Below are 24852 nucleotides of genomic sequence, written 5' to 3' on the forward strand. Positions count from 1 at the left end.
GCGCCTATCGGCCTTCGAAGGTAGGGAGTTCCTTGTCGAGGAACGCCTTGGTCGCCGCCGCGTGGTCGGCGGTGGCCGCGCACTCGTCCTGAAGCTCCGCCTCCCGCTCCAGCGCGTCGGCGAGGGAGCAGGACGCCGCCTGGTCCAGCGCCGCCTTCGTCGCGGCGTACGCCCGCGTGGGCCCCTGCGCGAGCCGTACGGCGAGGTCGCGGGCGGCGGACGCCAGCCGGCCGGCCGGGACCACCTCGGCGACCAGGCCGAGCTCCAGGGCCCTGGCGGCGTCCACGACGTCGCCGAGCAGCAGCATCTGACGGGCACGCGCGGGGCCGACGAGCCGCTGCAGGGTCCACGACGCGCCGGAGTCGGGCGCCAGCCCGATACCGGTGAACGCCATCGAGAACTTGGCGCCCTCCGCCGCCACCCGGAAGTCGCACGCGAACGCCAGCGAGGCGCCCGCCCCCGCGGCGACCCCGTTGACGGCGGCCACGACGGGCTTGCCCATCGTGGCGATGGCCAGCACGATCGGGTTGTAGTGCTCGCGCACGGTGTTCGCCAGCCCGAGACCCCGGTCGAGGTTGTCGGCGTGCTCCCGCAGGTCCTGCCCCGCGCAGAAGGCCCGGCCCGCGCCGGTGAGGAGCACGGCCCGCACCGACGCGTCGTCCGCGGCGCGCCGCACGGCCGCGAGCAGGCCGGTCTTCATCGCGACGGTCAGCGAGTTCATCGCGTCGGGGCGGTTCAGTGTGATCGTGGCGACGGCTTCGTCGACGTCGTAGGTCACGGTCATCTCAGGCGGCTCCATTCAGTGTGCGGTCCACGAACGCGGCGGCGGCGGGCAACAGCCGCGCGGCCTCCTGGTCGAAGAAGGCGCGGGCCTTCTCACCCGGCCAGCCCGGCGGCAGCAGGTCGGCGGGGAGCCCGGGGTCGCGGAACAGGAAGTTGCGCCAGCCGTGCACCAGTCTGCTGCGGACGGCGAAGACCCGGTCGTCCGGCGCGTCGTCCGGCAGCGAGCCGACCAGGTCCGCGGCGCTGGCCAGCCAATCCTCGTACGCGTCGCCGATGGCGTCCAGGTCCCACGCGCGGGCGAGCAGGTCACGCGGGTCGCCCTCGTACGCGGCGTCGAACCGATGGCCGGGCACCCGCAGCGCGTCGAGTTCCGGCGAGGGTCGGGGGCCGATCCAGGTCGTCTCCGACAGCGGCGCGTACCCGAGGAAGGCGAGGTCGGCCCGGAGCCGCTCGCGCCGGGCCCGGTCCCTGACCGGTTCGAGCACCAGGACGTGCCAGTGCCCGGCCCACGGCGCGTCGCCCCCGCGGTAGACGCGGGCCGCCGTCTCGTCGAGCCTGCGTTCGCACTTCGGGGTGACGGCGTACCCCGGTCCCTGCGGCAGCCGTACGGGGTCGAGCCAGCCCTGCCTGACCATGCGGGATATGGCGGTCCTCACGGCGGGCGCCGCGATGTCGAGCGGCGCGAGCAGCCTCACGAGCGCGGCCACGGAGGCACGGCCGCCACGGGTGCGAAGGTGGTCCCCATAAAGATCGAAAAGCGCGGCTCGGGCGTTCACCCCACCCAGTGTGGGGTCACGTCCGGTCCGTCCACAACGCGTGCCGCGCCGCATTGATCCACTGACCGGAGCCGGGCCGTTACCTTTTTGAGCTCGGAGGCGGGATAATAGAACATCACAGAAACGTGAATACGCCGGTTACCCTCCGGGGCGGCCGACAACGCGGGAAGGGATACACGCATGGCGGCGATGAAGCCGCGGACCGGTGACGGTCCGCTGGAGGTCACCAAGGAAGGACGGGGCATCGTCATGCGGGTCCCTCTCGAAGGTGGCGGCCGACTCGTCGTGGAGCTGTCCGCGGACGAGGCCAGCGCCCTCGGTGACGCGCTGAAGAAGGTGGTCGGCTGATCTGATCAGCCGACCTGTTCGATTAACGGCCCTGGCGGCGGGTGATCCCGCCCCGGGGCCGCCCTGTTGGAGGTGGACGTGCCCATCGAGACCACGCCGGTTTTCGCCGGTCCTCGCGGTGCTGACGACGGTCGCGGTGCCGGGCCCGCCCCGGACGCCGACCTGGTGGCCGTGCCTTTCGGTCCGGATCTGACCCCCGCCGCGGCGCCCTGGCTCGAGACGCCCGTGCCGGTGGACGCGCTGCTCGCGCACTACGAGGCCAAGGGGGACCCCGGCGAGGTCGTGGAGGTGCCGGTGGCGCGGGACGGCGCCGTCCGCCGCGTCCTGCTGTACGGCACCGGCGACGGCTCGGCCGCCGCGCTGCGCAAGGCCGGGGCGGCCGTCGCGAGGCGGGCGAAGGGCCGCGCCTCGCTGTCGGTCGTCGTCCCGTCCGAGGGGGAGGCCGCCGCCCTGGTCGAGGGGGCGCTGCTCGCGGCGTACACGTTCACCATCGGCAACGGCCGCACCAAGCCGGTGGGGGAGATCGCCTTCGTCGGCGGGGACGAGCGGGAGCTGAAGCGCGGCGAGGCGGTCGCCCGGGCCACCGCGCTCGCCCGCGACCTCGTCAACACCCCGTCCTCGGTGAAGACGCCCGCGTGGCTCGCCGACCAGGCGAAGGCGGTCGCGGCCGAGTCCGGGCTCGCCGTGCGGGTGTGGGAGGAGTCCGAGCTCGCCGAGTTCGGCGGCATCAGGGCCGTCGGGCAGGGGTCGATCAGCCCGCCGCGCCTGGTGCAGCTCTCCTACACCCCCGAGAACCCGCGCGCCCACGTGGTGCTCGCCGGCAAGGGCATCACGTTCGACACCGGCGGCCTGTCCCTGAAGCCCACCGAGGGCATGAAGGCGATGAAGACGGACATGGCGGGCGGCGCCGCCGTCATCGCCGCGATGAGCGCGCTGGCGGCCTTCGAGGCGCCGGTGCGGGTCACCGGTCTCGTGGCGTGCGCGGAGAACTCCATCTCGGGCTCGGCGCAGCGGCCCGGGGACGTCATCACCCAGTACGGCGGCCGCACGGTCGAGGTGCTGAACACCGACGCCGAGGGCCGTCTGGTGCTGGCCGACGCGCTGGCGTACGCGGACGCCGAGCTGGACCCGGACGTCGTCGTCGACATCGCGACGCTGACCGGGGCGGCCAAGGTCGCGCTCGGCCAGTCGCTCGCGGCCGTCTACTCGACCGACGACGCGCTGGCCGCCGCGCTGGTCGACGCCGGGGAGGCCAGCGGGGAGCGGCTGTGGCGGATGCCGCTCGTCGAGGACTACCGCGCGATGCTCGATTCGGACGTGGCCGACCTGGCCAACATCGACACGATGAAGTCGGGCGCGGCGGGGTCGATCACCGCGGCGCTGTTCCTGCGCGAGTTCACCGGCGGGCGGTCCTGGGCGCACCTGGACATCGCGGGGCCCGCGCGGGCCGGCTCGGACGAGGGGGAGATCACCAAGGGCGGCACCGGCTTCGGCGTCCGCCTGCTCCTGCGTTACCTGACCGCCTGACGCCCGCTCAGGGCGGTTCCCTCAGGTCAGCTTCACGGCGGCCAGGAGGCCGGAGCCGAGCGGCAGCATCAGCGGACGCAGCCGCTCGTCGTTCCTGACGAGCTTGCCCAGCTCCCGGATCGCGACGGTGTCCGGGTCGCGCTGGGTCGGGTCGGCCACCTGGTCGCCGCAGAAGGCGTCGCAGAAGACCACGACCCCGCCCTGACGCAGGAGCCGTACCGACTCGGTGAGGTAGTCGATGTACTCCTGCTTGGCCGCGTCGCAGAAGACCATGTCGTAGCCGCCGTCGGCGAGGCGGGGGAGCACGTCGAGCGCGCGGCCGCCGATCAGGCGGATCCGGCTGCCGGAGAACCCGGCCTCCGCGAACGTCTGGCGCGCCATGCGCTGGTGCTCCGGCTCCACGTCCACGCTGGTGAGCGTGCCGTCCGGGCGCATCCCGCGCAGCAGCCACAGGCCGGAGACCCCGCACCCGGTGCCGACCTCCACCACCGAGCGCGCGTTCACCACGGTGGCGAGGAAGCAGAGCGCCGCTCCGCACCCGGGCAGGATCGGGTGCGCCCCGACCTCGATGCCCCGCCGGCGCGCGGTCCGCAGGATGTCGTCCTCCGGGACGAACTCCTCCGCGTACTCCAGGCTGGCCGGTGTCGCCATCGGCCTCTCCCTCCCCTGCTTCATCTTGGTCGCAGCCTAGGGGAGTCGGACCGGAACGGGAACTCACGCCACAACGGGGACGTTGCACGCTTTGAACGGTCTTTGTTCGAGACCGCTCGGCCCGCGGTGCGCAGGAAGGGGCGAAACCAGGCACTATGGCTGTAGCGACGATCCTGCAGAGAGGAATGCCGGTGGACGAGCACGACCACCAGGCGGAGACTTCGGTGTCCGACTGGACGCCTCCCACATGGGAGGAGGTCGTCCGCACTCATTCCGCCCGGGTCTACCGGCTGGCCTATCGGCTGACGGGCAACGTCCACGACGCCGAGGACCTCACTCAGGAGGTCTTCGTCCGGGTCTTCCGGTCCCTGTCGAGTTACACCCCGGGCACGTTCGAGGGGTGGCTGCACCGGATCACGACGAACCTCTTCCTCGACATGGCGCGGCGCAAGCAGCGCATCCGCTTCGAGGGGCTCGCGGACGACGCGGCCGAGCGGCTGCGCGGGCGCGAACCGTCCCCGGCGCAGGCGTACGACGACGCGCACCTGGAGCCCGACATCCAGGCCGCGCTCGACGCCCTGGCGCCGGAGTTCCGGGCGGCCGTGGTGCTGTGCGACATCGAGGGACTGTCCTACGAGGAGATCGCCGCGACGCTCGGCGTGAAACTCGGCACGGTGCGCAGCCGCATCCACCGCGGCCGCGCCCAACTGCGGGAGGCGCTCGACCACCGGGCGCCCTCGGCGAACCGGAACGGCGATCAAACCCCCCCTTCATTCAGCAGGGAGGGACTGTGAGTCATCTTGGCGAGCGCGTCTCCGCGCTCATCGACGGCGAACTCAGTCACAACGAGCGAGAACGCGCGCTCGCGCACCTGACGTTCTGCGCGGACTGCCGCGCGGAGGTCGAGGCGATGCGGGCGCTGAAGACCCGTCTGCGGTCCATGGACCCGCCCGCGATGCCGGCGGACCTCACCATGTCGCTGCTGCGGATGGCGGAGCCGGGAGGGCCGTTGCCGCCGCGGATGCGGCCCTTTCCCGACCACCCGGCCTTCGGCGCCGGGCGGCTTCCCGGCATGCACGCCGCCGGGCCGCTGGACAACCGGCCCCGGGGCAGGGACGGCGGACGATCGGGTCCGGGGCGGCCCGGCAGGATCAGACGCGCGGGATACGTCGCCGTGGGAATGGCCGGCGCCGCCGTCGCCCTCGGCACCATGCTCATGGCCGGCGGATCCACCGCCACCCCCAACCCGACGCCCGGGCAGATGTTCGTACAGCATCCCGCCCAGAACAGGGCGCCCGTGGTGAGCGTGTCGCCCAGCCCGTCACCGAGCGTCACCGGGGGGCCTTCGCGCTGAGCCGAGGAGACGGCATACGATCGGACACCGCAGCCGTCGTGTGCCGCTGTCCTCAGGGTTTCCGGCATGGTGCCGGCACCGCGTGGCTGCCAGCGGATGACCCCGTGCGCGAGGAGTGAGTGCCGCGATGACCGACAACACGCGTTCCTTCGGCGCGTCGGACCGGCCCGAGTTCCTTCCCGCCGGCGAGGAGCCCCCTCAGGAGCCCTCCCAGGAGCCGTCTGCGGGCCCGTGGGGCGCCTCCGGGCAGGAGACCTCTCCGGGCGGCCCTCCGCCGCCCACCGGCGCGTACGGCATGGGTCCCGGCTGGGCGCCGCCGCCGCTGTATCCCGCCGCTCCGCAGCGGGAGCCGCGTGGCCCCAACATCGCGTTGTACGCCGCCCTGGCCGTGGTCGTCGCGCTCGTCGCGGGCGGGGTGGCGAGCTGGGGGACGTTCCTGCTGACGCGCCCGTCCTCCGGCATCGACCCCGGATACTCGCTCAGCGCGCCGTCGAAGCAGCCCACGGCGCGGCCGCCGGGGTCGGTGGCGGGGGTGGCCGCCAAGGTCCTGCCCAGCGTGGTCTCGCTGGAGGTCAAGGGCAACAGCGAGGCCGGCACCGGCTCGGGCTTCGTCATCAAGGGCGGCTACATCGTCACCAACAACCACGTCGTGGCCGTCGCGGGGCAGGTGGGCGAGATCCGCGTCCGCTACAACGACCGCACCTCCTCGGGCGCGCGCGTCGTCGGCCGCGACCCGAACTCCGACATCGCGGTGGTGAAGCCCGACGCGCCCGTCAGAGCGCCGGAGCTTCCTCTCGGCAACTCCGACGGCGCGGTCGTCGGCGATCCGGTCATCGCGGTCGGCTCACCCCTCGGCCTGACCGGCACGGTCACCACCGGCATCATCAGCTCGCTCAACCGCCCCGTCGAGGCGGGCGGCAGCACCGGGTCGGACTACGCGCTCATCAACGCGATCCAGACGGACGCCGCCATCAACCCCGGCAACTCGGGCGGCCCTCTGGTCAACGCCTCGGGCGAGGTGATCGGGGTGAACTCGGCGATCGCCACGGTCGGCGGCTCCCTGCTGGGCGCGCAGTCCGGCAGCATCGGCCTCGGCTTCGCGATCCCGGTGAACCAGGTGCGCCGCATCGCGCAGGAGCTCATCACCACAGGGGCGGCCCGCACCTCCAGGATCGGCATCACGATCGACCAGAGCTATCAGGGCCAGGGGGTGCGGATCGCCACCGAGACGGCGGGGGGCGCCCTGCCGGTCACCCCCGGCGGACCGGCCGCGAAGGCGGGGCTGCGCCCGGGGGACGTCATCCTCGAGGTCGACGGCCAGCCGGTGGGCGACAGCCGCGAGCTGATCGTGACCATCCGCAGCAAGGCCCCGGGCGACCAGGTGCGGATCAAGTTCCGGCACGACGGGGAGGTCCGTACGGCGACCGTCACGGTCGGCGCGGCACCGGTTCCCAGCGCGCGTCCCTCGTGAACCGGCCATCACCTGTCCACAGCTCAGGGCGCGGGCATTAGTCTGATTTCAGTCGTACGCGCAGGAGGAGATCACCATGTTCGGACTCGGCTGGGCAGAGGCCCTGGCGTTGGTGGTGATCGCCCTGCTCGTGTTCGGGCCGGAGAAACTGCCCCAGGCCGCCTCACAGGCGGGCCGTACGCTCAGGCAGCTCCGGCAGATGGCCAACAACGCGAAGGAGGACCTCCAGGCCAACATGGGCCCGGAGTTCGCCAACTTCGACCCGGCCGACCTCAACCCCAAGAACTTCGTGCGCAAGCACCTGCTCGACGACATTGAGAAGGACTGGAACGCCACCCCGGGAGTGGAGCCGGAGCCGGTGGCCTCCCCCACGCCGGAGCTGGGCGTGGGAGAGATCCCGCCGTACGACAACGAGGCGACCTGACCGGTCAGTGCTTGACCGGTGAGATGTCGAGCTTCAGGCCCTTGAGGCTGGTCGGCTTCTTCCCGAGACCGGACGCGATCCGGCGCAGCTCCGCCGCCGCGGGGGCGTCGGGGTCGGTCAGCACGAGCGGCTTGCCCTCGTCGCCGCCCTCACGCAGCCGCATGTCGATGGGCACCTGACCGAGCAGCGGCACCCGCGCGCCCAGCGTGCGGGTCAGCGCGTCGGCCACGGACTGGCCGCCGCCCTCGCCGAACACCGAGATGCGCTCGTCGCAGTGCGGGCAGGGCAGCCACGCCATGTTCTCGATGACGCCGGCGATCTGCTGGTGGGTCTGCGCGGCGATCGACCCGGCGCGCTCGGCCACCTCGGCGGCGGCCTGCTGCGGTGTCGTCACGACCAGGATCTCGGCCGTGGGCAGCCGCTGGGCGACCGAGATGGCGATGTCGCCGGTGCCCGGGGGCAGGTCCATCAGCAGGACGTCGAGGTCGCCCCAGTAGACGTCGGTGAGGAACTGGTACAGCGCACGGTCGAGCATCGGGCCGCGCCACACCACCGGCGTGTTGCCCTCGGGCTTGAACATGCCGACTGAGATGACCTTGATGTCATGCGCCACCGGCGGCATGATCATGTCCTCGACCTTGGTGGGACGCTCGCCCACGCCGAGCATGCGGGGCACCGAGTGGCCGTAGATGTCGGCGTCCACGACGCCGACCTTCAGGCCCTGGGAGGCCATCGCGGCGGCGAGGTTCACCGTGACCGACGACTTGCCGACGCCGCCCTTGCCGCTCGCGACCGCGAACACGCGGGTCAGCGAGCCGGGCTTGGCGAAGGGGATCTCCTTCTCCGGCCCGCGGTCGCCGCGCAGCTTCGTCTGCAGCCCCTTGCGCTGCTCCTCGCTCATGACGTCCAGGTCCACCTGAACGCCGTTGACACCGTCGACCTTGGAGACCGCCTCGGTGACGTCGCGGGTGATCCTGTCCTTCAGCGGACAGCCGGCGACGGTCAGCAGCACGCGGACGCGCACCACACCGGCGGGGGAGACGTCCACATTGTCGACCATGCCGAGGTCGGTGATCGGCCGGCGAATCTCGGGGTCGTTGACCGTCGCCAGCGCGGCCATGACCAGTTCAGGGGATGGTGCCATGAATCCATGCTATGGACTCAGCGGGTGTCCTCCGAACCCGCCCCGGGCGATCTCACCCCGGCCTCGCTCAACTCTTCCTGCAGGCGCTGGAGCTCCGAGCGGATGTAGTCGCGCGTGGCGACCTCGCCGAGCGCCATGCGCAGGCCGGCGATCTCCCGGGTGAGGTACTCGATCTCGGCCTGGTTGCGCTCGGCCGTCATCCTGTCCTGCTCGTACTGGACCCGGTCGCGGTCCGCCTGCCGGTTCTGCGCGAGCAGGATCAGCGGCGCGGCGTACGACGCCTGGAGCGAGAGCATCAGGGTCAGGAAGATGAAGGGGTAGGGGTCGAACTTGAACGGCGCGAACACGTTCCACAGCAGCCAGAACCCGACGAATACCGTCATGTAGACGATGAACCGCGCGGTCCCGAGGAACCGCGCGATCCGTTCGGAGAGCTGGCCGAACGCCTCGGGGTCGTAGTAGAGCCGCAGGCGCGGGGTCAGCTCACGCGGCTGGTCGAGGCGTTCAGTCATGTCGTTCTCGCCAGTCCTCCGGCAGCATGTGGTCCAGCACGTCGTCGACGGTCACCGCGCCCAGCAGACGGCACAGCTCGTCCACGACGGGGATCGCGACCAGGTTGTACGTCGCGAGGTACGACGCCACCTCGTGCACGGTGAGCTCGGGCCTGATCGGATCCACGGTGATGTCTATCACGCTGCCGAGCAGCGTCGACGGCGGCTCCCTGAGCAGCCGCTGGAAGTGCGCCACCCCGAGGAAGCGCCCGGTCGGGGTCTCGGTCGGCGGGCGGGTGACGTACACCTGGGCGGCGATGGCGGGGGTCTGCTCCTGCTGCCGGATGTGCGCGAGGGCCTCGGCCACGGTCGAGGTCGGCGGGAGGACGACCGGCTCTGTCGTCATCATGCCGCCGGCGGTGTACTCCCCGTAGGTCAGCAGCCGCCGGACCGGCGCGGCCTCCTCCGGCACCATGAGCCGCAGCAGCCCCTCGGCTTGCTCCGCGGGCAGTTCCTGCAGCAGGTCGGCGGCGTCGTCCGGGCTCATCTCCTCCAGCACGTCGGCGGCGCGCTCCCGGTGCAGCCGGCTCAGCACGAGCACCTGGTCGCGCTCGGGCAGCTCCTCCAGGACGTCGGCGAGCCGGTCGTCGTCCAGCGCCGCGGCGACCTCGGCCATCCGCTTGCTGGGCAGCTCGTGCAGCATGTTCGCCAGGTCCGCCGGGCGCAGCGCCTCGAAGACGGCGAGCAGATTGGCCGCGCCCTGGTCCTTCTGGATGCCCGCGAAGCCGCTGACCTCGTCCCAGTCCACGACCAGGGTCTCGCCCCTGCGCCGCTTCCCGCGGCGTACCGCGACCTTGGTGATGAGCCAGTCGGACGGCCGCGGCTGCTCCATGGCCAGGTCCTGGACGGTCACCCGCTCGCCCTTGTAGTCGACGGCGCGGTCGAGCATCTCCCCGATGGCGAGCGTCTCGGCGTCCCGGCACTCGAACCTGCGCATGTTGAGCTTGCCGGTGAAGATGACGGCGCGGGCCTCGATGCTGGTGATCCTGGTGATCGGCAGGAATACCCGGCGGCGTGGCTGGACCTCGACGACGAAGCCGTGGACCCGGGGGAGCAGCGGCCCCCGCAGCGAGACGACGACGTCCCGGATGCGGCCGATCTGGTCGCCGGCCGGGTCGAAGACCGCCAGCCCCGCCAGGCGGGCCACGAAGATCCGATCCACTCTGTCAGGTTACGCAAGGATGCGCACCGCTCGGTGTTATGACAGGATCCAAGCCGTTTATTGGTCATTACATGGGCAGGTGACGATGAGGGCTGTCAGCCTGGCGATCGCGGGCGTCTCGGCCTTCTGCTTCGGGTTCTCGGGGCCGATGGCGAAGATCCTCGGCGTGGCGGGGCTCACGCCGCTGGAGGCCGTGTGGATCCGCATGGCGGGGGCCGGCGTGCTCCTGCTGGCGGTCCTGGCCGTCTTCAGGCCGCGTGCGCTGCGCATCCCCCGCGACCGCCTGCTGTTCTTCGCCGCGTACGCCGTGATCGCGGTGGCGGCCGTGCAGGCCCTGTTCTTCGTCGCCATCACCCGGCTGCCGGTCGGTGTGGCGCTGCTGATCGAGTACACCTCTCCGGTGATGGTGGTCCTGTGGGTGCGGTTCGTCCGGCGGCTACGGCTGCCGCGCTCGGCCTACCTGGGGGCGCTGATCGCGGTCGTCGGGCTGGCGATCGTCGTGCAGGTCTGGGAGGGGCTGCGCCTCGACGCGCTCGGGCTGCTGCTCGCCCTGGTGGCCGCCGCCTGCTGCGCCGGATATTTCCTGATGAGCGACTCGTTCGGCGACGACGTGGACACGCTCGGCCTGATCGGCTGGGGCATGCTCGGCTCGGCGGTGGTCCTGCTGCCCGTCTCCCGGCCCTGGAACATCGACTGGGCGGCGCTCACCGACGCCGTCGAGGTCTCCGGGCGCACGGTCCCGGTCGCCGCGGCCGCCGTGGTGCTGGTCGTGGTCGCCACCGTCGTCGCGTACGCCACGGGGGTCACCGCCGTGCGGCGGCTGTCGGCCGCGGTCGGCGCGACGGTCGCGTCGGTGGAGGTCATCGCGGGGGCGGTGATCGCCTGGGTGCTGCTCGGCGAGCGCCTGGAGACCGCCCAGATCACCGGGGGCCTGATCGTGCTCGCCGGGGCCCTGCTGGCCCAGACGGCGACCGAGCGGATCGGCTCCGAGCGGCACGCCGCCGAGGCGGCCGAGACCGTACGCGTCTGACGCCGTCACGTCCGGGGCGCGAGCCGGACGACCGTGGACCGCTCGGCCCAGCGGGCGGTCAGGCCGGCGGCGTCGCGGGCGTTCAGGCGCTCCTTGGCCAGCGCGGCCACGGCGTCGGGGGCGGCCGCCTGGTCCACCACCTCGGCGGCGGCCGGGAAACGGACGAGCTCGGCGCCGTTGTCCTTGCTGCGCAGCACGACCTCGATCTCGCCGCGCTCCGCCGCGATCTCGGTCAGGCCGGGCAGGGCCCGCTCCTCGCCGCCGGTCACCACGTAGAGCGCCCCGTCGTGCCACACGTGCCAGGCCAGCCGCGGCCCGGACGGCAGGCCGAGCCACAGCACATTGGACTTCTTCGCGCCCTCTTCGATCACCGACAGGGTCATGAGGCACAGCCTATTCACCGCGCTACCGTTGGCCCATGCGCGCTCGACGTTCGTGCCTGGCGGTGCCCGGCAGCAACCCTCGTTTCCTGGAGAAGGCCCAGGGCCTCGCCGCCGACGAGATCTTCCTCGACCTGGAGGACTCCGTCGCGCCCGGCGCCAAGGACGAGGCGCGCCGCAACGTCGTCGCCGCGCTCAGGGAGGGCGACTGGACCGGAAAGACGGTCGTCGTCCGGGTCAACGACCTCACCACGCGCTGGACCTACCGGGACGTCATCGAGGTCGTCGAAGGCGCCGGCGACCGGCTCGACTGCCTCATGCTGCCGAAGGTCTCCGACGCCTCCCACGTGGTCTGGCTCGACACCCTCCTCGGCCAGATCGAGCGGGCCACGGGCCTGCCCGAGGGCGGCATCGGCGTCGAGGCGCAGATCGAGGACGCCCGGGGGCTCGTCAACGCCGACGACATCGCCGCGTCCTCACCCCGGCTGGAGACGCTGGTCTTCGGCCCGGCCGACTTCATGGCCTCGATCGGCATGCGCACGCTGGTCGTGGGCGAGCAGCCCCCCGGGTACGGCGAGGGGGACGCCTACCACTACATCCTCATGCGCATCCTGATGGCCGCACGCGCGCACGGCCTCCAGGCCATCGACGGGCCGTACCTGCAGATCCGCGACCTGGACGGCTTCCGCCGGGTCGCGATGCGGTCGGCCGCCCTGGGGTTCGACGGCAAGTGGGTGCTCCATCCGTCGCAGGTGGAGGCGGCCAACGAAGTGTTCTCGCCGTCCCAGGAGGACTACGACCACGCCGAACTCATCCTCGACGCGTACGAGTACTACACGACGGTCGAGCAGCGGGGCGCGGTCATGCTGGGGGACGAGATGATCGACGAGGCCTCGCGGAAGATGGCCCTCGTGGTGGCGGCCAAGGGCCGCGCCGCCGGACTCGCCCGGTCCGGCTCCTTCACCCCGCCCAGCTGATCGGCCGCCGTACGCGAAGAATGGACATATGAACGAACCACAGCCGGGCCCGGATCCGGCCGCCGGGCCGCCCCAGCTGCCCGGTCCCTATCTGGCGCCGGGACCGTACGCCGGCGGGACGGCCTGGCCGGCCGGTCCGCCGCAGCCGCCACCTCAGGCGCCACCTCAGCCGACGCAGTGGGCCTATCCGGCGCCATATCCCGGTCCCTATCCGTGGGGGCCGCCGCCGCGTGCCCGCTGGGACGTCCCGCCCCCGCCCGGCACCCGGTACGACCGCCTGGCGCGTACGTCGTCGCACCGCTGGTGGCGCCCGATCGCCGGCACGCTCGCGGTCATCGTGGCCTTCCTGGCGCTCTCGATCGCCGCCGGCCTGGTGGCCTTCATCGTGTCGCTGGTCACCGGGGTGCCCATGGTGCGCTCGGGCACCCGGCTGTTCGCCGATCCCGTCGTGGACCTGGGTTTCCAGCTGGGGGTCATCGCGCTGCTGCTGCCGCTGGTGCTCGGCGCGGCGTGGCTGTTCCAGCGACGACCGCCGGGGTCGCTGTCGTCGGTGGCCCTGCGGCTGCGGTGGCGGTGGCTGGGGGTGTGCCTGCTGGTCGCGCTGGTGGCGGTCGTGCTCGGGCAGGCCGTCGAGGCCGTGACGCTGATGTCCGCGGGGGTGGACCCCGGATTCCGCTGGGCGGGCTGGGAGGAGTTCCTCCCGGCCATCGTCGTGATCCTGCTGCTGGTGCCGTTCCAGTCGGCGGCCGAGGAGTACGCCTACCGAGGCTGGATCATCCAGGGGTTCGGGGCGTACCTGCGCAATCCGTGGCCGGCGATCCTGGTGGGCGCGGCGGCCTTCGCGGCCTCGCACGGCTACACGGGCTGGGGGATCGTCTACGTCTTCGCGTTCGGCATGCTCATGGGATGGCTGGCGGTCCGCACGGGCGGGCTGGAGGCGCCGATCGCCCTGCACGTCACCAACAACGTCGTGGCGTTCGGAGTCGTCGCGGCCTCCGGGGACATGGGCAGCGCGATGGAACAGGGCGAGGTGCCCTGGGAGGCGCTGATCGGATCGGGCGTGCAGTTCGCGGTTTTCGGCGTCGGCGTGCTGATAATCGCCCGAAAGTGGGCAATTCAGACCCTCTCCCGATAAATCTCACTAGAGAGGTATGGTCCCTGGGCTCTTCCCGTGTTGCTCTGGATCCGTGATGGGGTATCACTGTGATCGCTTTGCCGTACCACAGGTGGAACGGTCCGGATCGACCTCTCCGGGGAGGAGGTACTGAGCGTGGCCTCGGGCCCCCACGAGCGCGACCGCCGGCACGCCGCAGACGAGCAGGCGACCCCTCCCACGCCCCCGCCGGAGTTACACCACCGGCCGCCCGGCCCGTCCCCATGGGCGCTGCCTCCGTTCGCCGCCCCCGTGCCGGAGGACGCGTCCGACGACGCGGGCGATCCGGACGCCGGCGACCCGGACTTACCCGGCGGCGGCCCGGACACGGCGCCGCAGACATGGGCGCCGCGCCCCGATCGGGACGCGCCGCGCGATCGCGGGCCCCGGACCGGCCGCAGGCCGTACGCCGCGCCGTACGGGGGCGGGGAGCCGCGCCACAGCCGCTCCGAGGACCGCGGTGAGCACGGCGACGCGGACGCGACCGGTCCGCCCGGTCCCGGTCCCGCGGGTTCCCCCGCGCCCCGGCACGGCGAGGGTGCCGGGTCGGCGGGGGAGGCGGCGTCCTCCGGCCACCAGGAGGGCCGGGGACGCCGGATCGTGAACCGGCCGGACAAGCTGGTCGCCTCGGGGCCGCCGCGGCGGCGGCGTGCGCAGATCCCGCGTGAGAACCCCGACGGGCCGGACGCCCCCGAGATCGACACCCCGCCGTCGGGGCCGCTGCGCGAGGGGGACCCCGGTGGTCAGGGGCGCGGTGGTCAGGGGGAGCACGTGTGGACGCACACGCCCCCCGAGCCGGTCGAGCGCATCGGACGTCCGCCGGGGGGCCGTCCGGCGCGTCCCGACACGCTCGTGGCCGTCGGCCCGCCCCGGGCGGGCGGCGGACGCCGCCACAGACGGGTGCTGCCGGTCCGGCGGTTCCCGCCGCGCCTGCCCCGGCTGGTCGCTCCCGCGGTGATCGCCGTCGTCCTCGTCGCCGCCGCCGTGCTGGGCGTGGCCGTCGTCAGATGGGCCGGCGGCCCGTCCACGGCGGGACTGCGCCTCGCGGCGGGCGACGGCCAGTCGGGCGACGCGGCGTTCTCGGCGCCGGGGCTGCCGGGCAACGGCTCCAGCCAGGTGCTCAACGCGTTCGCGGCGGCGGGCGCGACGGTGGTGGCGGCGGGCAGCGACACGACGAGCCCGCTCACCCGGCCGCTGTTCCTCGTGTCCCCCGACGGCGGCGCGCACTGGCAGACGGGCCGGGTCGCCGACGCCCCGGGGTACGAGTCCGCGCCCGGGGCGGTCGGCAGGCTCGCGGGCGGCGACGGCCGCTGGCTCGCGGTCGGGACCGACGCGCCCGGCTCGGCGGGCCCGGCCGCCCGCGGCATGTGGGTCTCCTCCGACGGCCGGTCCTGGACCGCGGTGGACCCCGCACGGCTGACCGCGTTCTGGAGCCAGGACAGGATCACCGACGTGGCGCGGACCGCGACCGGCTTCCTGGCCGTGGGCGCCACGACCCTGCGGGACGGCACGGCGGGCCCGGTCGCCTGGGTGTCACCGGACGGCGTCGGCTGGACGAGGGTGGACACCGACCAGATCGGCACCCCCGACAAGGTCCGCGCGATGCGGGCGGTGGCCGCACGGGGCGACCGGGTGGTGGCGCTCGCCGATCCCAGCTCCGGTAATCAGGCGTCGGGCGACTCGGTCTCGGTCGTCCTGCGCTCCGACGACGGCGGGCGCACCTGGCTGCGTACGGCCGCGGCGCTGGCGGACGTACGGCCCGAGCCCGGCGCGCTGGCCGTCACCGCGAAGGGTTTCGTGCTCGTGCCCACCCGGCAGAAGTCCGACGGCGGCGAGGTGCGGGTCTACTGCTCGCCCGAGGGCGCCGACTGGAGCCAGTGCGGCACGATAGGGCCGCTCGGCGCGGAGGGGACCGGCGTGCGGGGCCTGGCCGCGTCGGCGGCGGGGATCGCGGCGGTCGCCGAGTCGGCCTGGGAACGGTACGCCGTCTACACCAGCCGCGACGGCCGCGAGTGGACCAGGAGCGCCGACCTCGGCGGCATCCCGGGCACCCTGCGCGGGCTGGCCGTGACCGACGCGGGGGTGCTCGTGGCGGGCGGCGACAAGCGCGGGCCCGGCGACGTGGAGAACCTTCCCGTGCTGATCACCGCGGCGAGGGGTGAGGCGGCGCGCGGCGTGCCGCTCAAGGAGATCGCCGGGCTCAACCGGCTCGCCAGGGACACCGCGGACCTCGTCGCCGCCGGTGGCACCTTCGTCGCCGTGGGCTCGGCCAACGGCGACGCCGCGATCTGGACGAGCGGCAACAACGGCGCCAACTGGAAGGACGCGGCGTTCCCCGACCTGCTGGGCGGACCGGGACGTCAGGCCCTCAGCGGCGTCGCGCACGGCCCCAGGGGGTGGCTCGCCGTCGGCAGCACGACGACCGACCCGGCGGTGACCCGCCCGCTGGTCGTCACCTCTGCGGACGGGAAGAGCTGGCGGCCTGGTCCGGCGATCGAGGTGCCCCCGGGCCACTTCCTGCTCGCGCCGAGTGTGGCGGCCGCCGGGCCGAAGGGCTACGTCCTCGCGGGGGAGGACCGCTCCGCCACGGGAACGCTGCCCGCCCTGTGGTTCAGCCCCGACCTCAAGCGCTTCACCCGCTCCGCGCCGGGCAGCATGCCGGCCGGTGGGGCGGGCGTGCGCCTGTACGACGTCACGGCTACGCCTCACGGGTTCATGGCCGTCGGCGGATCGGGCACCGCCGACCGGGAGACGGGAGTGGTCTGGGTCTCCTCCGACGGCCTCAACTGGAACGCCCGGGGCCGGGTCCTGCCGCCGGACGCCACCTCGGCCGGGCTGCGCCACGTGGTCGCGACCGAGGCGGGCGTGGTGGTCGTGGGCACCGCGATGACCGAGGACGGCCCCCGCCCGTTCTCCGCGCTGTCCACCGACGACGGCGCCGAGTGGGAGTACGGCACGCTGCCCGCCGACGCCGCCGCCTCGGTCCTCGACGTGACCGCGAGCGGGCGGGGACTCGTCGCCGTCGGGTCGCACCGGTCGTCCGCGGAGGGCGGCGAGGGCGACAGCGCGGCCTGGGTCTCCGCCGACGGAGTGGATTGGTCGCGCCAGGCGCTCACGCAGGACGGCCTCGGCGGCCAGGGGTCGCAGTGGCTCGGGGCGGTGGCGGTCTCCGGCAACCGGGTCGTGGCCGTCGGCAGGTCGGCCGGCCACACCGACGACCACCTGACGATCTGGCGCAGCACTGTCACGGATCGGTGATCCCGGGGATGACCCCCCATCCGGCGAGGGTGTCGGCGAGGCCGTCGGTCAGCGGGAGCCGTGCCAGGTCGGACGGCGCCCACCAGCGGGCGTCGGCGGCGTCGTCCCCGGCCACCGGCACGCCGCCCGAGGCCGTCGCCACGTAGTCGTGGATCTCGTAGGTGCCCCCGCCGGGGGCGGGCCACCGGACGGTCCCGGCGAGCCGTACGACGGTGACGTCGAGGCCGGTCTCCTCGCGCAGCTCGCGGCGCAGCGCCTGCTCGTCGGTCTCGCCGGGCTCGACCCTGCCGCCGGGCAGGGACCACAGCCCCTCGCCGGGAGGGCGGCCCCGCCGCACGAGCAGGAGACGTCCCTCGGCGTCGGCGACGATCGCGCCCACACATCTGATACACCGCACATCACCAAGATTACGACTAGATAACGGGCAGACTCTTGACGTACGGACATCACGGACGCACCGTGAATATTTGTGAGAACCGCGCCAACTTGTCCGCGGTGCTTCGGGCCGCTGCATGAACCGAATGTCTGGTCGAGTTCCTGGCGTTGCGACGCCCACGGGGACGTCCTGCCCTTCCAGCCGCCCCGGCGGCCCTCGCAGGCCGCGCTGGAGGCCCTCTGCGAGACGGCCAGGGTTCCCGTCTGGCTCCCGTGGCCGCTCCCGTCCGGATGGCTGGTGACGGGCTTCGCGGAGGTGGGTGACGAGCGCACCGGTGTCAGGGCCAGCGTCGTCGCCCTCGCCGGCCCGTCGATCACGCACGGCCCCGCCGACATGCTGCTCATCGCGGAGGAGCCGGGCATCGGTCTCGGCGCCGCGTACGCCGGGCTGCCCGGCCCGGACCCGGGGGCGGGGTTCGACGCCGGGCCGCCGCACGCCAAGATCGACGCACGTGGCCACCCCACGGCACTGTGGTGCGCGGGGCGGGCGGTGCCGGGGGACCGGGCCGTCTACGTGGGCGAGGCCCTCGGCAACTGGCTGTGGACGGTCGCCTGGCCCGTCGAGGCCGGCTGCTTCATCGCGCTGGCCAACCTGTCGCTGCGCGATCTGCGGGACCAGGACCAGGCGCTCGACCTGCCCTTCGGCGCCTTCTCGCCGCGTCTGGACGGAGAGGGATAGTAAGGTTCTGAGCCGTGACAGCGCGCATCGAACGAGTGGTGACCTCGGGCCTGGTGGACTACGAGGGCGACGAGCACAAGGTCGAGAACAACACCTGGATCGTGGGTGACGACGACGAGGTGATCGTCATCGACCCGGCGCGGGACGCCGACAAGATCCTGGCGCAGGTCGGCGAGCGCGAGATCCTCGCCGTCATCTGCACGCACGGCCTGCCCGACCACGTCGGCGCCGCGATCGAGGTCGCGGCCAGGGACGAGGCAGTGATCGCCGTTCATCCCAAGGACAAGCGCCTGTGGCGGCAGACCTGGGAGGAGACCTGGCCCGACATCGAGATGGAGGACGAGGGGCTGTTCTCCGTGGCCGACGTCGAGCTGGAAGTGCTCTCCACGCCGGGGGTCACGCCGGGCGGCGTCTCGCTCTACTGCGAGGGCCTCGGCGCGGTCTTCACCGGCAAGACCCTGCTCATGGACGGCCCCGGCAAGCTCGGCGGGGAGTACCCCGCGCTCGCCGACCAGCTCACCTCGATCGGCGAGCGGCTGTTCACGCTTCCGCACGAGACGAGGGTGCTGCCCGCGCACGGCGAGGAGGGCAGGATCGGCGACCTGGAGCCCGAGTTCGACCGCTGGCTGTCGGGGTCGCTGACCGGCGCCCAGGAGGCCGACCCGGAGCCGCCGCTCGTGGACGGCACCCGGGCGTCCGGCATCAAGCTGAACCTCGACGAGTAGGGCCGTGGAGCAGCTCGGCCTCGACGGCATGCCGAGGCGGCTCTACACCTGCACCCCGTCGCGCCTGAACACCTGGCTCGACTGCCGGCGTCGCTACCGCTTCACCTACCTCGACCGGCCCGCTCCGCAGAAGGGGCCCCCGTGGGCGCACAACAGCGTGGGGGCCTCCGTCCACAACGCGCTGGCCGCGTGGTGGCGGGAGCCGTACGACCGGCGTACGCCGGTCATGGCGGCCGTGCTGCTCACCAACGGCTGGATCCGCGAGGGGTTCCGGGACGAGGAGCAGTCGGCCACGTGGCGTGACCGCGCCCGCGCGATGGTCTCCTCCTACGTCGCCGCGCTCGACCCCGGCGACGAGCCGGTGGGCGTCGAGCGCACCGTCGCCACGCGCACGTCGGTCATCGCCGTCTCGGGCAGGGTGGACCGGCTCGACCGGCGCGGGGACGAGCTGGTCGTGGTCGACTACAAGACCGGCCGCCGCCCGCCGACCTCCGACGACGCCCGTTCCTCGATCGCGCTGGCCGTCTACGCGATCGCCTCGTCCCGCATGATGCGCCGGGCCTGCCGCCGGGTGGAGTTACACCACCTGCCCACCGGGACGGTCGCGGAGTGGGAGCACACCGAGGAGTCGCTCGCCCGCCACCTGAGCAGGGCCGAGGACATCGCGACGGAGGCGGCCGACGCCGACGACGCCTACCGCGCGGCGGTCCCGAAGCGGGAGGACCGCGCCGCCGCGGCCGAGGTGCCGCCCGAGATCGACCGGCTGTTCCCGCCCGAGCCGGGCCCGATCTGCTCCTGGTGCGACTTCCGCCGCCACTGCCCCGAGGGGCGGGCCGCGTCCCCCGACAAGCTCCCCTGGGACGGCCTGCCGGACACGCCCGGCTCCTCCGCCGGCCTCAGCCCGTCGTACGGCGGGGACGGCGGCGAGGGTCGACCAGCGCTCTGAGGCCCTTGCCGACGTCGTATCCGGCGGCGCCCAGGCGCTCGCGCGAGGCCCGCAGCATGGCCCTGGTGCGCTCGTCCAGCACCTGCTGGTGGACGAAGTCGGGGATCGTGTTCATGGTCAGCCGGAAGGCCCGCAACGCCGCCGTGACCGTGATCTGCGGCACCTCGGGCAGCACGCCGTACATCCCGCGGGCCCAGCCGGGCAGCGTGTAGTAGCACAGCGCCCCGAACGGGAAGTAGACCGGCTTGGCCGGGGACAGGAAGCGCATGTCGTCCGGCAGGCGCGGCCAGAGCAGGAACCGCACGGCGGCGGCCGACTCGGGGATGACCCGCAGGACCGGGCGCATCCGCGCGAAATACTCGTCCATCTCACTGACCGAGCCGGGCACGTCGTCGGCGTGGAGCCCGACGTACGTGGCGCTGCGCCGCTGCTCGGCGAGGTACTGGTCGGCCTGCCGGTCGCTGATCCGGGCGCCCGCGCGGCGGACGACCTCCAGGTAGGACATGACCTCCGCGCAGTGGACCCACAGCAGCAGCTCGGGATCGTCCACACGGTGGGTCCGGCCGGTGTCGGGGTCGCGGATGCGCAACGCCCGGTGGATCGCGCGCACCCGCCTGCCGATCTCCTCGGCCTCCTCGGGGCTGCCGTACGTCACCCGGCCCACGAAGTCCGCCGTACGGCGCAGCCGGCCGAAGGGGTCCTCGCGGAAGTTCGAGTTCTGCCACACGCCCCGCATCGCCAGCGGGTGCAGGGCCTGCAGCATCAGGCCGCGCACGCCGCCCACCCACATGGTCCGGTCGACGTGGACCAGCCACGTCGCGGACTCCGGGGGCTGGGCGGTCAGGCCGCTGGCGCCGGGCATGACGACCGGCTCATCCGTGCTGGTGCTGGAGCAGCCGGCTCTCCGCGGCGTTCCAGAAGCGGGTCAGGGCCGCCGCGGTGGTCTCGGGGGCCTCGACGGCCGGGGAGTGGAGCGCCCCCGGCACCACGACGCACTCGGCGTCGAGCCTGCGGGCCATCTCGGCCTGCAGCAGCGGCGGCCAGCCGTCGTCGTGCTCGCCGTACAGGACCAGGAGGTCGAGCCCGCACCCGGCCAGCTCCGCGCAGCGGTCCGGGGCGCCCAGGACCTCCTCCGCCATGGCCACGAGGCCGGTGGGGTGATTGCTGAGCAGCCGCTTGCGCAGGAACGCGACGATGTCGTCGGGAACACCCGCCGCCAGCGCCTCGGGCTCCAGCCTGTTCGACCACATGTAGTCCAGGCCGTACTCGGGGAGCTCGGCCAGCAGGACCCGGCCCATCCGCTCCCGGGGCCCGACGATGCCTCCCGGCCCCGAGCTCATGAGCGTGAGCGAGGCGAGCCTGGCGCCGCCGTTCAGCGCCGCCTCCCGGGCGACGAGCCCGCCGAAGGAGTGTCCCAGCAGGTGGACGGGCTCACCCTGGCCGACGGCCGCGGCGATCGCGTCGATGTCCGCGCCGAGAGCCGCGCACGTGTAGGCCGCGGGGTCGTCCGGGCCCGGCGTCTCGTACTGCCCGCGCATGTCGACGGCGATGACCCGGCGGCCGGCCTGCGCGAGCGTCTGCAGCACGGCGATGAAGTCCTCCTTCGACCCCGTGAAGCCGGGGACGAGAAGGGCGGGCCAGCGCTCGGGGACACCGCTGGACGGAAGCGCTTCGAGGACCGCGAACGAGCCCAGCGGGGTCTCGATCTGCTCACTGCTGACACCCGGCGGAAGGGTCAGGAACCGTGGCGTGCTCACGAGGTCTCCTCCACCTCACCCCGGATCCCGGGAACCGATGGGCCGGACCGGCCCCACGTCCTGGACCGTCTGCTGAAGGCTCGCTCACTCACGTGGCATCACGATACCCAGGAAAGATCCCGACGACACTGCCGAAGCGACTACGCGGGTTTCGGATGGTCATTGCGTATGCCTCCTGTCCAGGTCATACCCACTGCGGGCGAACCGGCCCCCGACGCGACGGGGGCAGGGCGAGCGCCGGCCGTCCGGCGCCCTCCCTGCCCCTACTGTCGTGCTCATCGACGAGCGGGCCTGTGCCGGCCCCTCACCCCGTACGGCGGGGCCGCGGCCGGGGCGGGCGACGCCGCTGCTGGGCGCGCTCGCTCGCGGCGGACGGCGCGATGTCGTCGTCGTCGGTCGCGATGTCGGGAGACCTGAACACGATCGCGAACGGGCTGGCCGGGATGATCCGCTCCGGCTCCGGCCGCTGCGCCGGCCGCTCGGCGGGCTCCCCGTCGGCGATCTCGCTCACGGGCGCCTCCCCGGCCGGCTCCTCGATCGGGAGTGTCTGCTCGGCGTCGGCGGCGCGGGTCCTGCGGCGGCGCGCCGGGCGCTCCTCCGCCGGCTCCTCGGCCACGGGAACCTGGTCGCCGGCGTCGGTGGCGATGCCGGTAGCGGTGGTGTCGGCGGTGGCGCTGTCGGCCGTGGTGGTCTCGCCGGCGCGGGTCCTGCGGCGGGTGGTCCTGCGCGTGGCCGCCTTCGGCTCGTGCCCGTCGCCGGTGGGCGCGGCCTCTCCGTTCACCGGTGCCTCGGCCTGCTCCTCCGAGCCGTCCTCACGGGACCCCACGGCCGCGACGTCGGCCAGCGCGCCGGTCAGGGCCGCGGCGTTCGCGCCCCTGCGCCCGCGGCGCACCGGCGCTGCTTCGGCCGGGGCCTCCGTAGTGGTCTCCGGAGGCTCCGCAAGAGCCTCCACCGGAGCCGGCGCCTCGGTCTCCTCCGACAAGGTCGTGTCGGAGTCCTGGGCACGGCCACCGCGGGTGCGCCGCCGCTCGCGGGTGCGGGCGGGGCGCTCGCGACGCTCCTCCCGGTCCCCGCGACCGGACTTGCCACGGGACCGCGTGCGGCCCGTCTCGCCGAGGTCCTCGATCTCCTCGGCCTCCAGGCCCGCCCGGGACCGCTGGGCGCGCGGCAGCACGCCCCTGGTCCCCTCGGGGATGTCGAGGTCGGTGTACAGGTGCGGGGAGCTCGAATAGGTCTCGACGGGCTCGGCGAAGTCCAGCGAGAGGGCGTTGTTGATGACCTTCCAGCGGGTCAGCTCGGTCCACTCGACGAAGGTCACCGCGACGCCGGTGCGGCCCGCCCGGCCCGTACGGCCGATCCGGTGGACGTAGGCCTTCTCGTCCTGCGGGCAGTCGTAGTTGACGACGTGGGTGACGTCGTCGATGTCGATGCCGCGCGCCGCGACGTCGGTCGCCACCAGCACGTTGATCTTGCCGTTGCGGAAGGCCCGCAGCGCCTGCTCGCGCTGGCCCTGACCGAGGTCGCCGTGAACGGCCGCCACCGCGAAGCCCTTGTCCTTGAGCTGCTCGGCGACCATGTCGCAGGCCCGCTTGGTCTCGCAGAACACCATCGTGAGCCCGGCGCCCCTGCTCTGCATCAGGCGGGCCAGGATCTCGATCTTGTCCATGCGGTGCGTGCGGTACACGTGCTGCGTGGTCAGCGTGGTCGTCTCGGCCTCGGCCGTGCCGCTCTCCGCCCGGACCCGGGTGGGCTGGGTGAGGTAGCGGCGGGAGAGGTTGACGATCTCGCCGGGCATGGTCGCGGAGAACAGCATGGTCTGCCGCTCCTCGGGCACGAGCTTGATGATCCGCTCGATGTCCGGCAGGAAGCCCAGGTCGAGCATGCGGTCGGCCTCGTCCAGCACGAGCATGGTGATCTGGCCGAGGTCGAGGTGCTTCTGCTTGACCAGGTCGAGCAGCCGCCCCGGCGTGCCGACGATCACGTCGACGCCGTTCTTGAGCGCCTCGATCTGCGGCTCGTACGCGCGCCCGCCGTACACGGTGAGGATGCGCGACCCCAGCTTGCCGGCGGCGAGGACCAGGTCCTCGGTCACCTGGAGGGCCAGCTCGCGGGTCGGGACGAGGACCAGACCGCGTGGCTTCTTGCGGTTCTTCCTCGGCTTTCCGACGAGCTGCAGCATGGCGACACCGAAGGCATAGGTCTTGCCCGTGCCGGTGCGCGCCTGTCCGATGACGTCCTGGCCGGCCAGCGCCAGCGGGAGCGCCATCTCCTGAATCGGGAATGGTGAAGTGATGCCCTCGGTCTCGAGCGCATCAGCGATCTCCGGGATGACTCCCAGGTCTCGGAACGTCGTTGTCAGCGTGGCCTGCCTCAATCAGTGCGAAGGGCGGCCTTCCGGGACATCCGGCCGGCAGATCTTCCCCGGTCCGGGTCCTCGCGGACAGTCGCGCCCTCGTCGTGATCAGCGACCGCGGCATTTAGTGGTTCCTGGGGGTCCGGGGGATGGCCCCGGATCGACACAGTGAGCGGCACAGTGCGGTCGCACTTCCACGAAGCAGTCTACTCGATACCACAACACGGAACCGATTTCTGCGTCTTCTCGCTAAAAGCTCTTGCTGTGTCGCGGGGGGCCGGGGGCCCGGGCGCCCCTCCGAACGAGGAGCCGGGGAGCCGTACGCTGCACCCATGAGTGATTCCTCTCCCGGGACCGTGGACCTGCTCGGTGTCCTCGCGTACGCCGAGCTCACCGCCTTCCTCCGGCTGGCCGAGGACGCCGCGCTGCTGGCTCCGACGCTGAACGACAGGGCCGCCCTCGGGGACGTGGCCGCCACCGAGTACGGGCACTTCCGGGTGCTGCGTGACCGGTTGGCCTCGCTCGGCGTCGATCCGGAGGAGGCGATGGCCCCCTTCGTGGAGGCCATCGACGCCTGGCACGCCCAGACCCGGCCGAAGGACTGGCACGAGGCGCTGATCAAGGCGTACGTCGGTGTGGGGATCGCGGGGGACTTCTACCGTGAGGCGGCGCGCCACACCGCTCCCTCGATCAGCGCCCTGGTGGACGAGGTGCTGACCGACGAGAGCCGTGGGGAGTTCGCGGTGGAGCGGGTGCGCGCCGCGCTGGACGCCGACCCGCGGCTGTGCGGCCGCCTGGCGCTGTGGGCGCGCCGCATGGTCGGCGAGGCGCTGAGCCAGGGGCAGGGGGGGGGGCGGGGCCCGCCCCCCCCCCCCCCCCCCCACGGGGGGGTGTAACGTGTGTTGCGCGCGGTGGTGGTGGGGGGTGTTTGCCGCATGAGAGCTGATGCAAGCCAACCGTAGGGTGGC

Annotated in this window: 25 protein-coding genes; 14 read left to right on the forward strand and 11 right to left on the reverse strand. The window is 73.1% G+C overall.

Annotated elements, in window-relative coordinates; translation table 11 throughout:
- Positions 1–4: 4 nt before the first annotated feature.
- The gene (locus ACWEQG_RS38225; RefSeq protein WP_452292425.1) at positions 5–784 is read right to left on the reverse strand and encodes an enoyl-CoA hydratase-related protein; all 780 of its coding nucleotides are present in this window, start codon (positions 782–784) and stop codon (positions 5–7) included.
- 1 nt (position 785) lies between these two features.
- Complete coding sequence (locus ACWEQG_RS38230) at positions 786–1613, reverse strand: PaaX family transcriptional regulator (RefSeq protein WP_452292427.1); 828 nt, start codon at positions 1611–1613, stop codon at positions 786–788.
- A 126-nt stretch (positions 1614–1739) separates the two neighbouring features.
- Between ACWEQG_RS38230 and ACWEQG_RS38235 the strand changes: the two genes are divergently transcribed.
- Both ACWEQG_RS38235 and ACWEQG_RS38240 read left to right on the forward strand, forming a co-directional pair.
- Positions 1740–1907, forward strand: coding sequence for a DUF3117 domain-containing protein (locus tag ACWEQG_RS38235; RefSeq protein WP_076433904.1), 168 nt, complete (start codon positions 1740–1742; stop codon positions 1905–1907).
- 162 nt (positions 1908–2069) lie between these two features.
- On the forward strand, positions 2070–3434 hold the full coding sequence (locus ACWEQG_RS38240; RefSeq protein WP_452292460.1) for a leucyl aminopeptidase: 1365 nt from the start codon (positions 2070–2072) through the stop codon (positions 3432–3434).
- Between the two features lie 21 nt (positions 3435–3455).
- On the opposite strand, the gene ACWEQG_RS38245 is transcribed toward ACWEQG_RS38240, so the two are convergent.
- Positions 3456–4085 (reverse strand): O-methyltransferase, encoded by a 630-nt coding sequence (locus ACWEQG_RS38245; RefSeq protein WP_169987219.1) that lies wholly within the window; start codon positions 4083–4085, stop codon positions 3456–3458.
- 185 nt (positions 4086–4270) lie between these two features.
- Between ACWEQG_RS38245 and sigE the strand changes: the two genes are divergently transcribed.
- From sigE to ACWEQG_RS38265, 4 genes are all read left to right on the forward strand, one after another.
- Positions 4271–4879 (forward strand): RNA polymerase sigma factor SigE, encoded by a 609-nt coding sequence (gene sigE / locus ACWEQG_RS38250; protein WP_363462211.1) that lies wholly within the window; start codon positions 4271–4273, stop codon positions 4877–4879.
- Positions 4876–5439: an anti-sigma factor family protein gene (locus tag ACWEQG_RS38255; protein WP_452292429.1), complete on the forward strand. Its 564-nt coding sequence runs from the start codon at positions 4876–4878 to the stop codon at positions 5437–5439. The genes sigE and ACWEQG_RS38255 overlap by 4 nt, the downstream gene beginning before the upstream one ends.
- A 127-nt stretch (positions 5440–5566) precedes the next feature.
- Entirely contained in the window at positions 5567–6910 is a 1344-nt protein-coding gene (locus tag ACWEQG_RS38260; protein ID WP_452292431.1) for a S1C family serine protease, read from the forward strand.
- Positions 6911–6986: 76 nt separating this feature from the next.
- A complete protein-coding gene (locus ACWEQG_RS38265) occupies positions 6987–7334 on the forward strand; it encodes a sec-independent translocase (RefSeq protein ID WP_363462115.1) in 348 nt (115 codons plus the stop codon).
- Between the two features lie 4 nt (positions 7335–7338).
- Here ACWEQG_RS38265 and ACWEQG_RS38270 read toward each other — a convergent pair whose 3' ends face one another.
- The 3 genes from ACWEQG_RS38270 to ACWEQG_RS38280 are packed head-to-tail and all read right to left on the reverse strand — an operon-like array spanning position 7339 to position 10191.
- A complete protein-coding gene (locus tag ACWEQG_RS38270; protein ID WP_452292433.1) occupies positions 7339–8478 on the reverse strand; it encodes an Mrp/NBP35 family ATP-binding protein in 1140 nt (379 codons plus the stop codon).
- Positions 8479–8495: 17 nt separating this feature from the next.
- On the reverse strand, positions 8496–8990 hold the full coding sequence (locus tag ACWEQG_RS38275; RefSeq protein WP_363462119.1) for a DUF1003 domain-containing protein: 495 nt from the start codon (positions 8988–8990) through the stop codon (positions 8496–8498).
- The gene (locus ACWEQG_RS38280) at positions 8983–10191 is read right to left on the reverse strand and encodes a magnesium transporter MgtE N-terminal domain-containing protein (RefSeq protein ID WP_452292435.1); all 1209 of its coding nucleotides are present in this window, start codon (positions 10189–10191) and stop codon (positions 8983–8985) included. Before ACWEQG_RS38280 ends, ACWEQG_RS38275 begins: the two co-directional genes overlap by 8 nt.
- A gap of 85 nt (positions 10192–10276) precedes the next feature.
- Here ACWEQG_RS38280 and ACWEQG_RS38285 point away from each other — a divergent pair, with 85 nt between their 5' ends.
- Complete coding sequence (locus ACWEQG_RS38285) at positions 10277–11221, forward strand: EamA family transporter (protein WP_452292437.1); 945 nt, start codon at positions 10277–10279, stop codon at positions 11219–11221.
- Positions 11222–11226: 5 nt separating this feature from the next.
- Here the strand turns inward: ACWEQG_RS38285 and ACWEQG_RS38290 are convergent, their stop codons facing one another.
- Positions 11227–11604, reverse strand: coding sequence for a hypothetical protein (locus ACWEQG_RS38290; RefSeq protein ID WP_452292439.1), 378 nt, complete (start codon positions 11602–11604; stop codon positions 11227–11229).
- Positions 11605–11639: 35 nt separating this feature from the next.
- On the opposite strand from ACWEQG_RS38290, the gene ACWEQG_RS38295 reads away from it, so the two are divergent.
- The 3 genes from ACWEQG_RS38295 to ACWEQG_RS38305 all read left to right on the forward strand — a co-directional run bounded on the left by ACWEQG_RS38295 (position 11640) and on the right by ACWEQG_RS38305 (position 16989).
- Positions 11640–12578 (forward strand): HpcH/HpaI aldolase/citrate lyase family protein, encoded by a 939-nt coding sequence (locus ACWEQG_RS38295; RefSeq protein ID WP_452292441.1) that lies wholly within the window; start codon positions 11640–11642, stop codon positions 12576–12578.
- A 28-nt stretch (positions 12579–12606) separates the two neighbouring features.
- On the forward strand, positions 12607–13713 hold the full coding sequence (locus ACWEQG_RS38300) for a CPBP family intramembrane glutamic endopeptidase (protein ID WP_452292442.1): 1107 nt from the start codon (positions 12607–12609) through the stop codon (positions 13711–13713).
- Between the two features lie 135 nt (positions 13714–13848).
- Positions 13849–16989: a hypothetical protein gene (locus ACWEQG_RS38305; protein ID WP_452292444.1), complete on the forward strand. Its 3141-nt coding sequence runs from the start codon at positions 13849–13851 to the stop codon at positions 16987–16989.
- On the opposite strand, the gene ACWEQG_RS38310 is transcribed toward ACWEQG_RS38305, so the two are convergent.
- Positions 16976–17386, reverse strand: coding sequence for an NUDIX hydrolase (locus tag ACWEQG_RS38310; protein WP_452292446.1), 411 nt, complete (start codon positions 17384–17386; stop codon positions 16976–16978). The genes ACWEQG_RS38305 and ACWEQG_RS38310 overlap by 14 nt on opposite strands.
- 72 nt (positions 17387–17458) lie before the next feature.
- On the opposite strand from ACWEQG_RS38310, the gene ACWEQG_RS38315 reads away from it, so the two are divergent.
- Genes ACWEQG_RS38315 through ACWEQG_RS38325 form a run of 3 tightly spaced genes read left to right on the forward strand, consistent with a single transcriptional unit; the run spans position 17459 to position 19774 of the window.
- Entirely contained in the window at positions 17459–18103 is a 645-nt protein-coding gene (locus ACWEQG_RS38315; RefSeq protein WP_363462135.1) for a DUF6758 family protein, read from the forward strand.
- Between the two features lie 14 nt (positions 18104–18117).
- Complete coding sequence (locus tag ACWEQG_RS38320; RefSeq protein ID WP_452292448.1) at positions 18118–18828, forward strand: MBL fold metallo-hydrolase; 711 nt, start codon at positions 18118–18120, stop codon at positions 18826–18828.
- A gap of 4 nt (positions 18829–18832) precedes the next feature.
- On the forward strand, positions 18833–19774 hold the full coding sequence (locus ACWEQG_RS38325) for a RecB family exonuclease (protein WP_452292450.1): 942 nt from the start codon (positions 18833–18835) through the stop codon (positions 19772–19774).
- Here ACWEQG_RS38325 and ACWEQG_RS38330 read toward each other — a convergent pair.
- The 3 genes from ACWEQG_RS38330 to ACWEQG_RS38340 form a co-directional block, all read right to left on the reverse strand.
- The gene (locus tag ACWEQG_RS38330; RefSeq protein WP_452292452.1) at positions 19725–20636 is read right to left on the reverse strand and encodes an oxygenase MpaB family protein; all 912 of its coding nucleotides are present in this window, start codon (positions 20634–20636) and stop codon (positions 19725–19727) included. The genes ACWEQG_RS38325 and ACWEQG_RS38330 overlap by 50 nt on opposite strands.
- A gap of 10 nt (positions 20637–20646) precedes the next feature.
- Positions 20647–21531: an alpha/beta fold hydrolase gene (locus tag ACWEQG_RS38335; RefSeq protein ID WP_452292454.1), complete on the reverse strand. Its 885-nt coding sequence runs from the start codon at positions 21529–21531 to the stop codon at positions 20647–20649.
- A 304-nt stretch (positions 21532–21835) separates the two neighbouring features.
- Entirely contained in the window at positions 21836–23797 is a 1962-nt protein-coding gene (locus ACWEQG_RS38340; protein ID WP_452292456.1) for a DEAD/DEAH box helicase, read from the reverse strand.
- 419 nt (positions 23798–24216) lie between these two features.
- Here ACWEQG_RS38340 and ACWEQG_RS38345 point away from each other — a divergent pair, with 419 nt between their 5' ends.
- The gene (locus ACWEQG_RS38345) at positions 24217–24780 is read left to right on the forward strand and encodes a ferritin-like fold-containing protein (RefSeq protein ID WP_452292458.1); all 564 of its coding nucleotides are present in this window, start codon (positions 24217–24219) and stop codon (positions 24778–24780) included.
- Positions 24781–24852 lie beyond the last annotated feature (72 nt).

This window comes from Microbispora sp. NPDC004025, assembly GCF_053604425.1.

Coding starts and splice junctions, on each gene's coding strand:
- ACWEQG_RS38225 (WP_452292425.1), bottom strand. CDS start 784: ATGACCGTGACCTACGACGTCGACGAAGCCGTCGCCACGATCACACTG.
- ACWEQG_RS38230 (WP_452292427.1), bottom strand. CDS start 1,613: ATGCGGCGCGGCACGCGTTGTGGACGGACCGGACGTGACCCCACACTG.
- ACWEQG_RS38235 (WP_076433904.1), top strand. CDS start 1,740: ATGGCGGCGATGAAGCCGCGGACCGGTGACGGTCCGCTGGAGGTCACC.
- ACWEQG_RS38245 (WP_169987219.1), bottom strand. CDS start 4,085: ATGGCGACACCGGCCAGCCTGGAGTACGCGGAGGAGTTCGTCCCGGAG.
- sigE (WP_363462211.1), top strand. CDS start 4,271: ATGCCGGTGGACGAGCACGACCACCAGGCGGAGACTTCGGTGTCCGAC.
- ACWEQG_RS38260 (WP_452292431.1), top strand. CDS start 5,567: ATGACCGACAACACGCGTTCCTTCGGCGCGTCGGACCGGCCCGAGTTC.
- ACWEQG_RS38265 (WP_363462115.1), top strand. CDS start 6,987: ATGTTCGGACTCGGCTGGGCAGAGGCCCTGGCGTTGGTGGTGATCGCC.
- ACWEQG_RS38270 (WP_452292433.1), bottom strand. CDS start 8,478: ATGGCACCATCCCCTGAACTGGTCATGGCCGCGCTGGCGACGGTCAAC.
- ACWEQG_RS38275 (WP_363462119.1), bottom strand. CDS start 8,990: ATGACTGAACGCCTCGACCAGCCGCGTGAGCTGACCCCGCGCCTGCGG.
- ACWEQG_RS38285 (WP_452292437.1), top strand. CDS start 10,277: ATGAGGGCTGTCAGCCTGGCGATCGCGGGCGTCTCGGCCTTCTGCTTC.
- ACWEQG_RS38290 (WP_452292439.1), bottom strand. CDS start 11,604: ATGACCCTGTCGGTGATCGAAGAGGGCGCGAAGAAGTCCAATGTGCTG.
- ACWEQG_RS38295 (WP_452292441.1), top strand. CDS start 11,640: ATGCGCGCTCGACGTTCGTGCCTGGCGGTGCCCGGCAGCAACCCTCGT.
- ACWEQG_RS38300 (WP_452292442.1), top strand. CDS start 12,607: ATGAACGAACCACAGCCGGGCCCGGATCCGGCCGCCGGGCCGCCCCAG.
- ACWEQG_RS38330 (WP_452292452.1), bottom strand. CDS start 20,636: ATGCCCGGCGCCAGCGGCCTGACCGCCCAGCCCCCGGAGTCCGCGACG.
- ACWEQG_RS38340 (WP_452292456.1), bottom strand. CDS start 23,797: ATGGCGCTCCCGCTGGCGCTGGCCGGCCAGGACGTCATCGGACAGGCG.
- ACWEQG_RS38345 (WP_452292458.1), top strand. CDS start 24,217: ATGAGTGATTCCTCTCCCGGGACCGTGGACCTGCTCGGTGTCCTCGCG.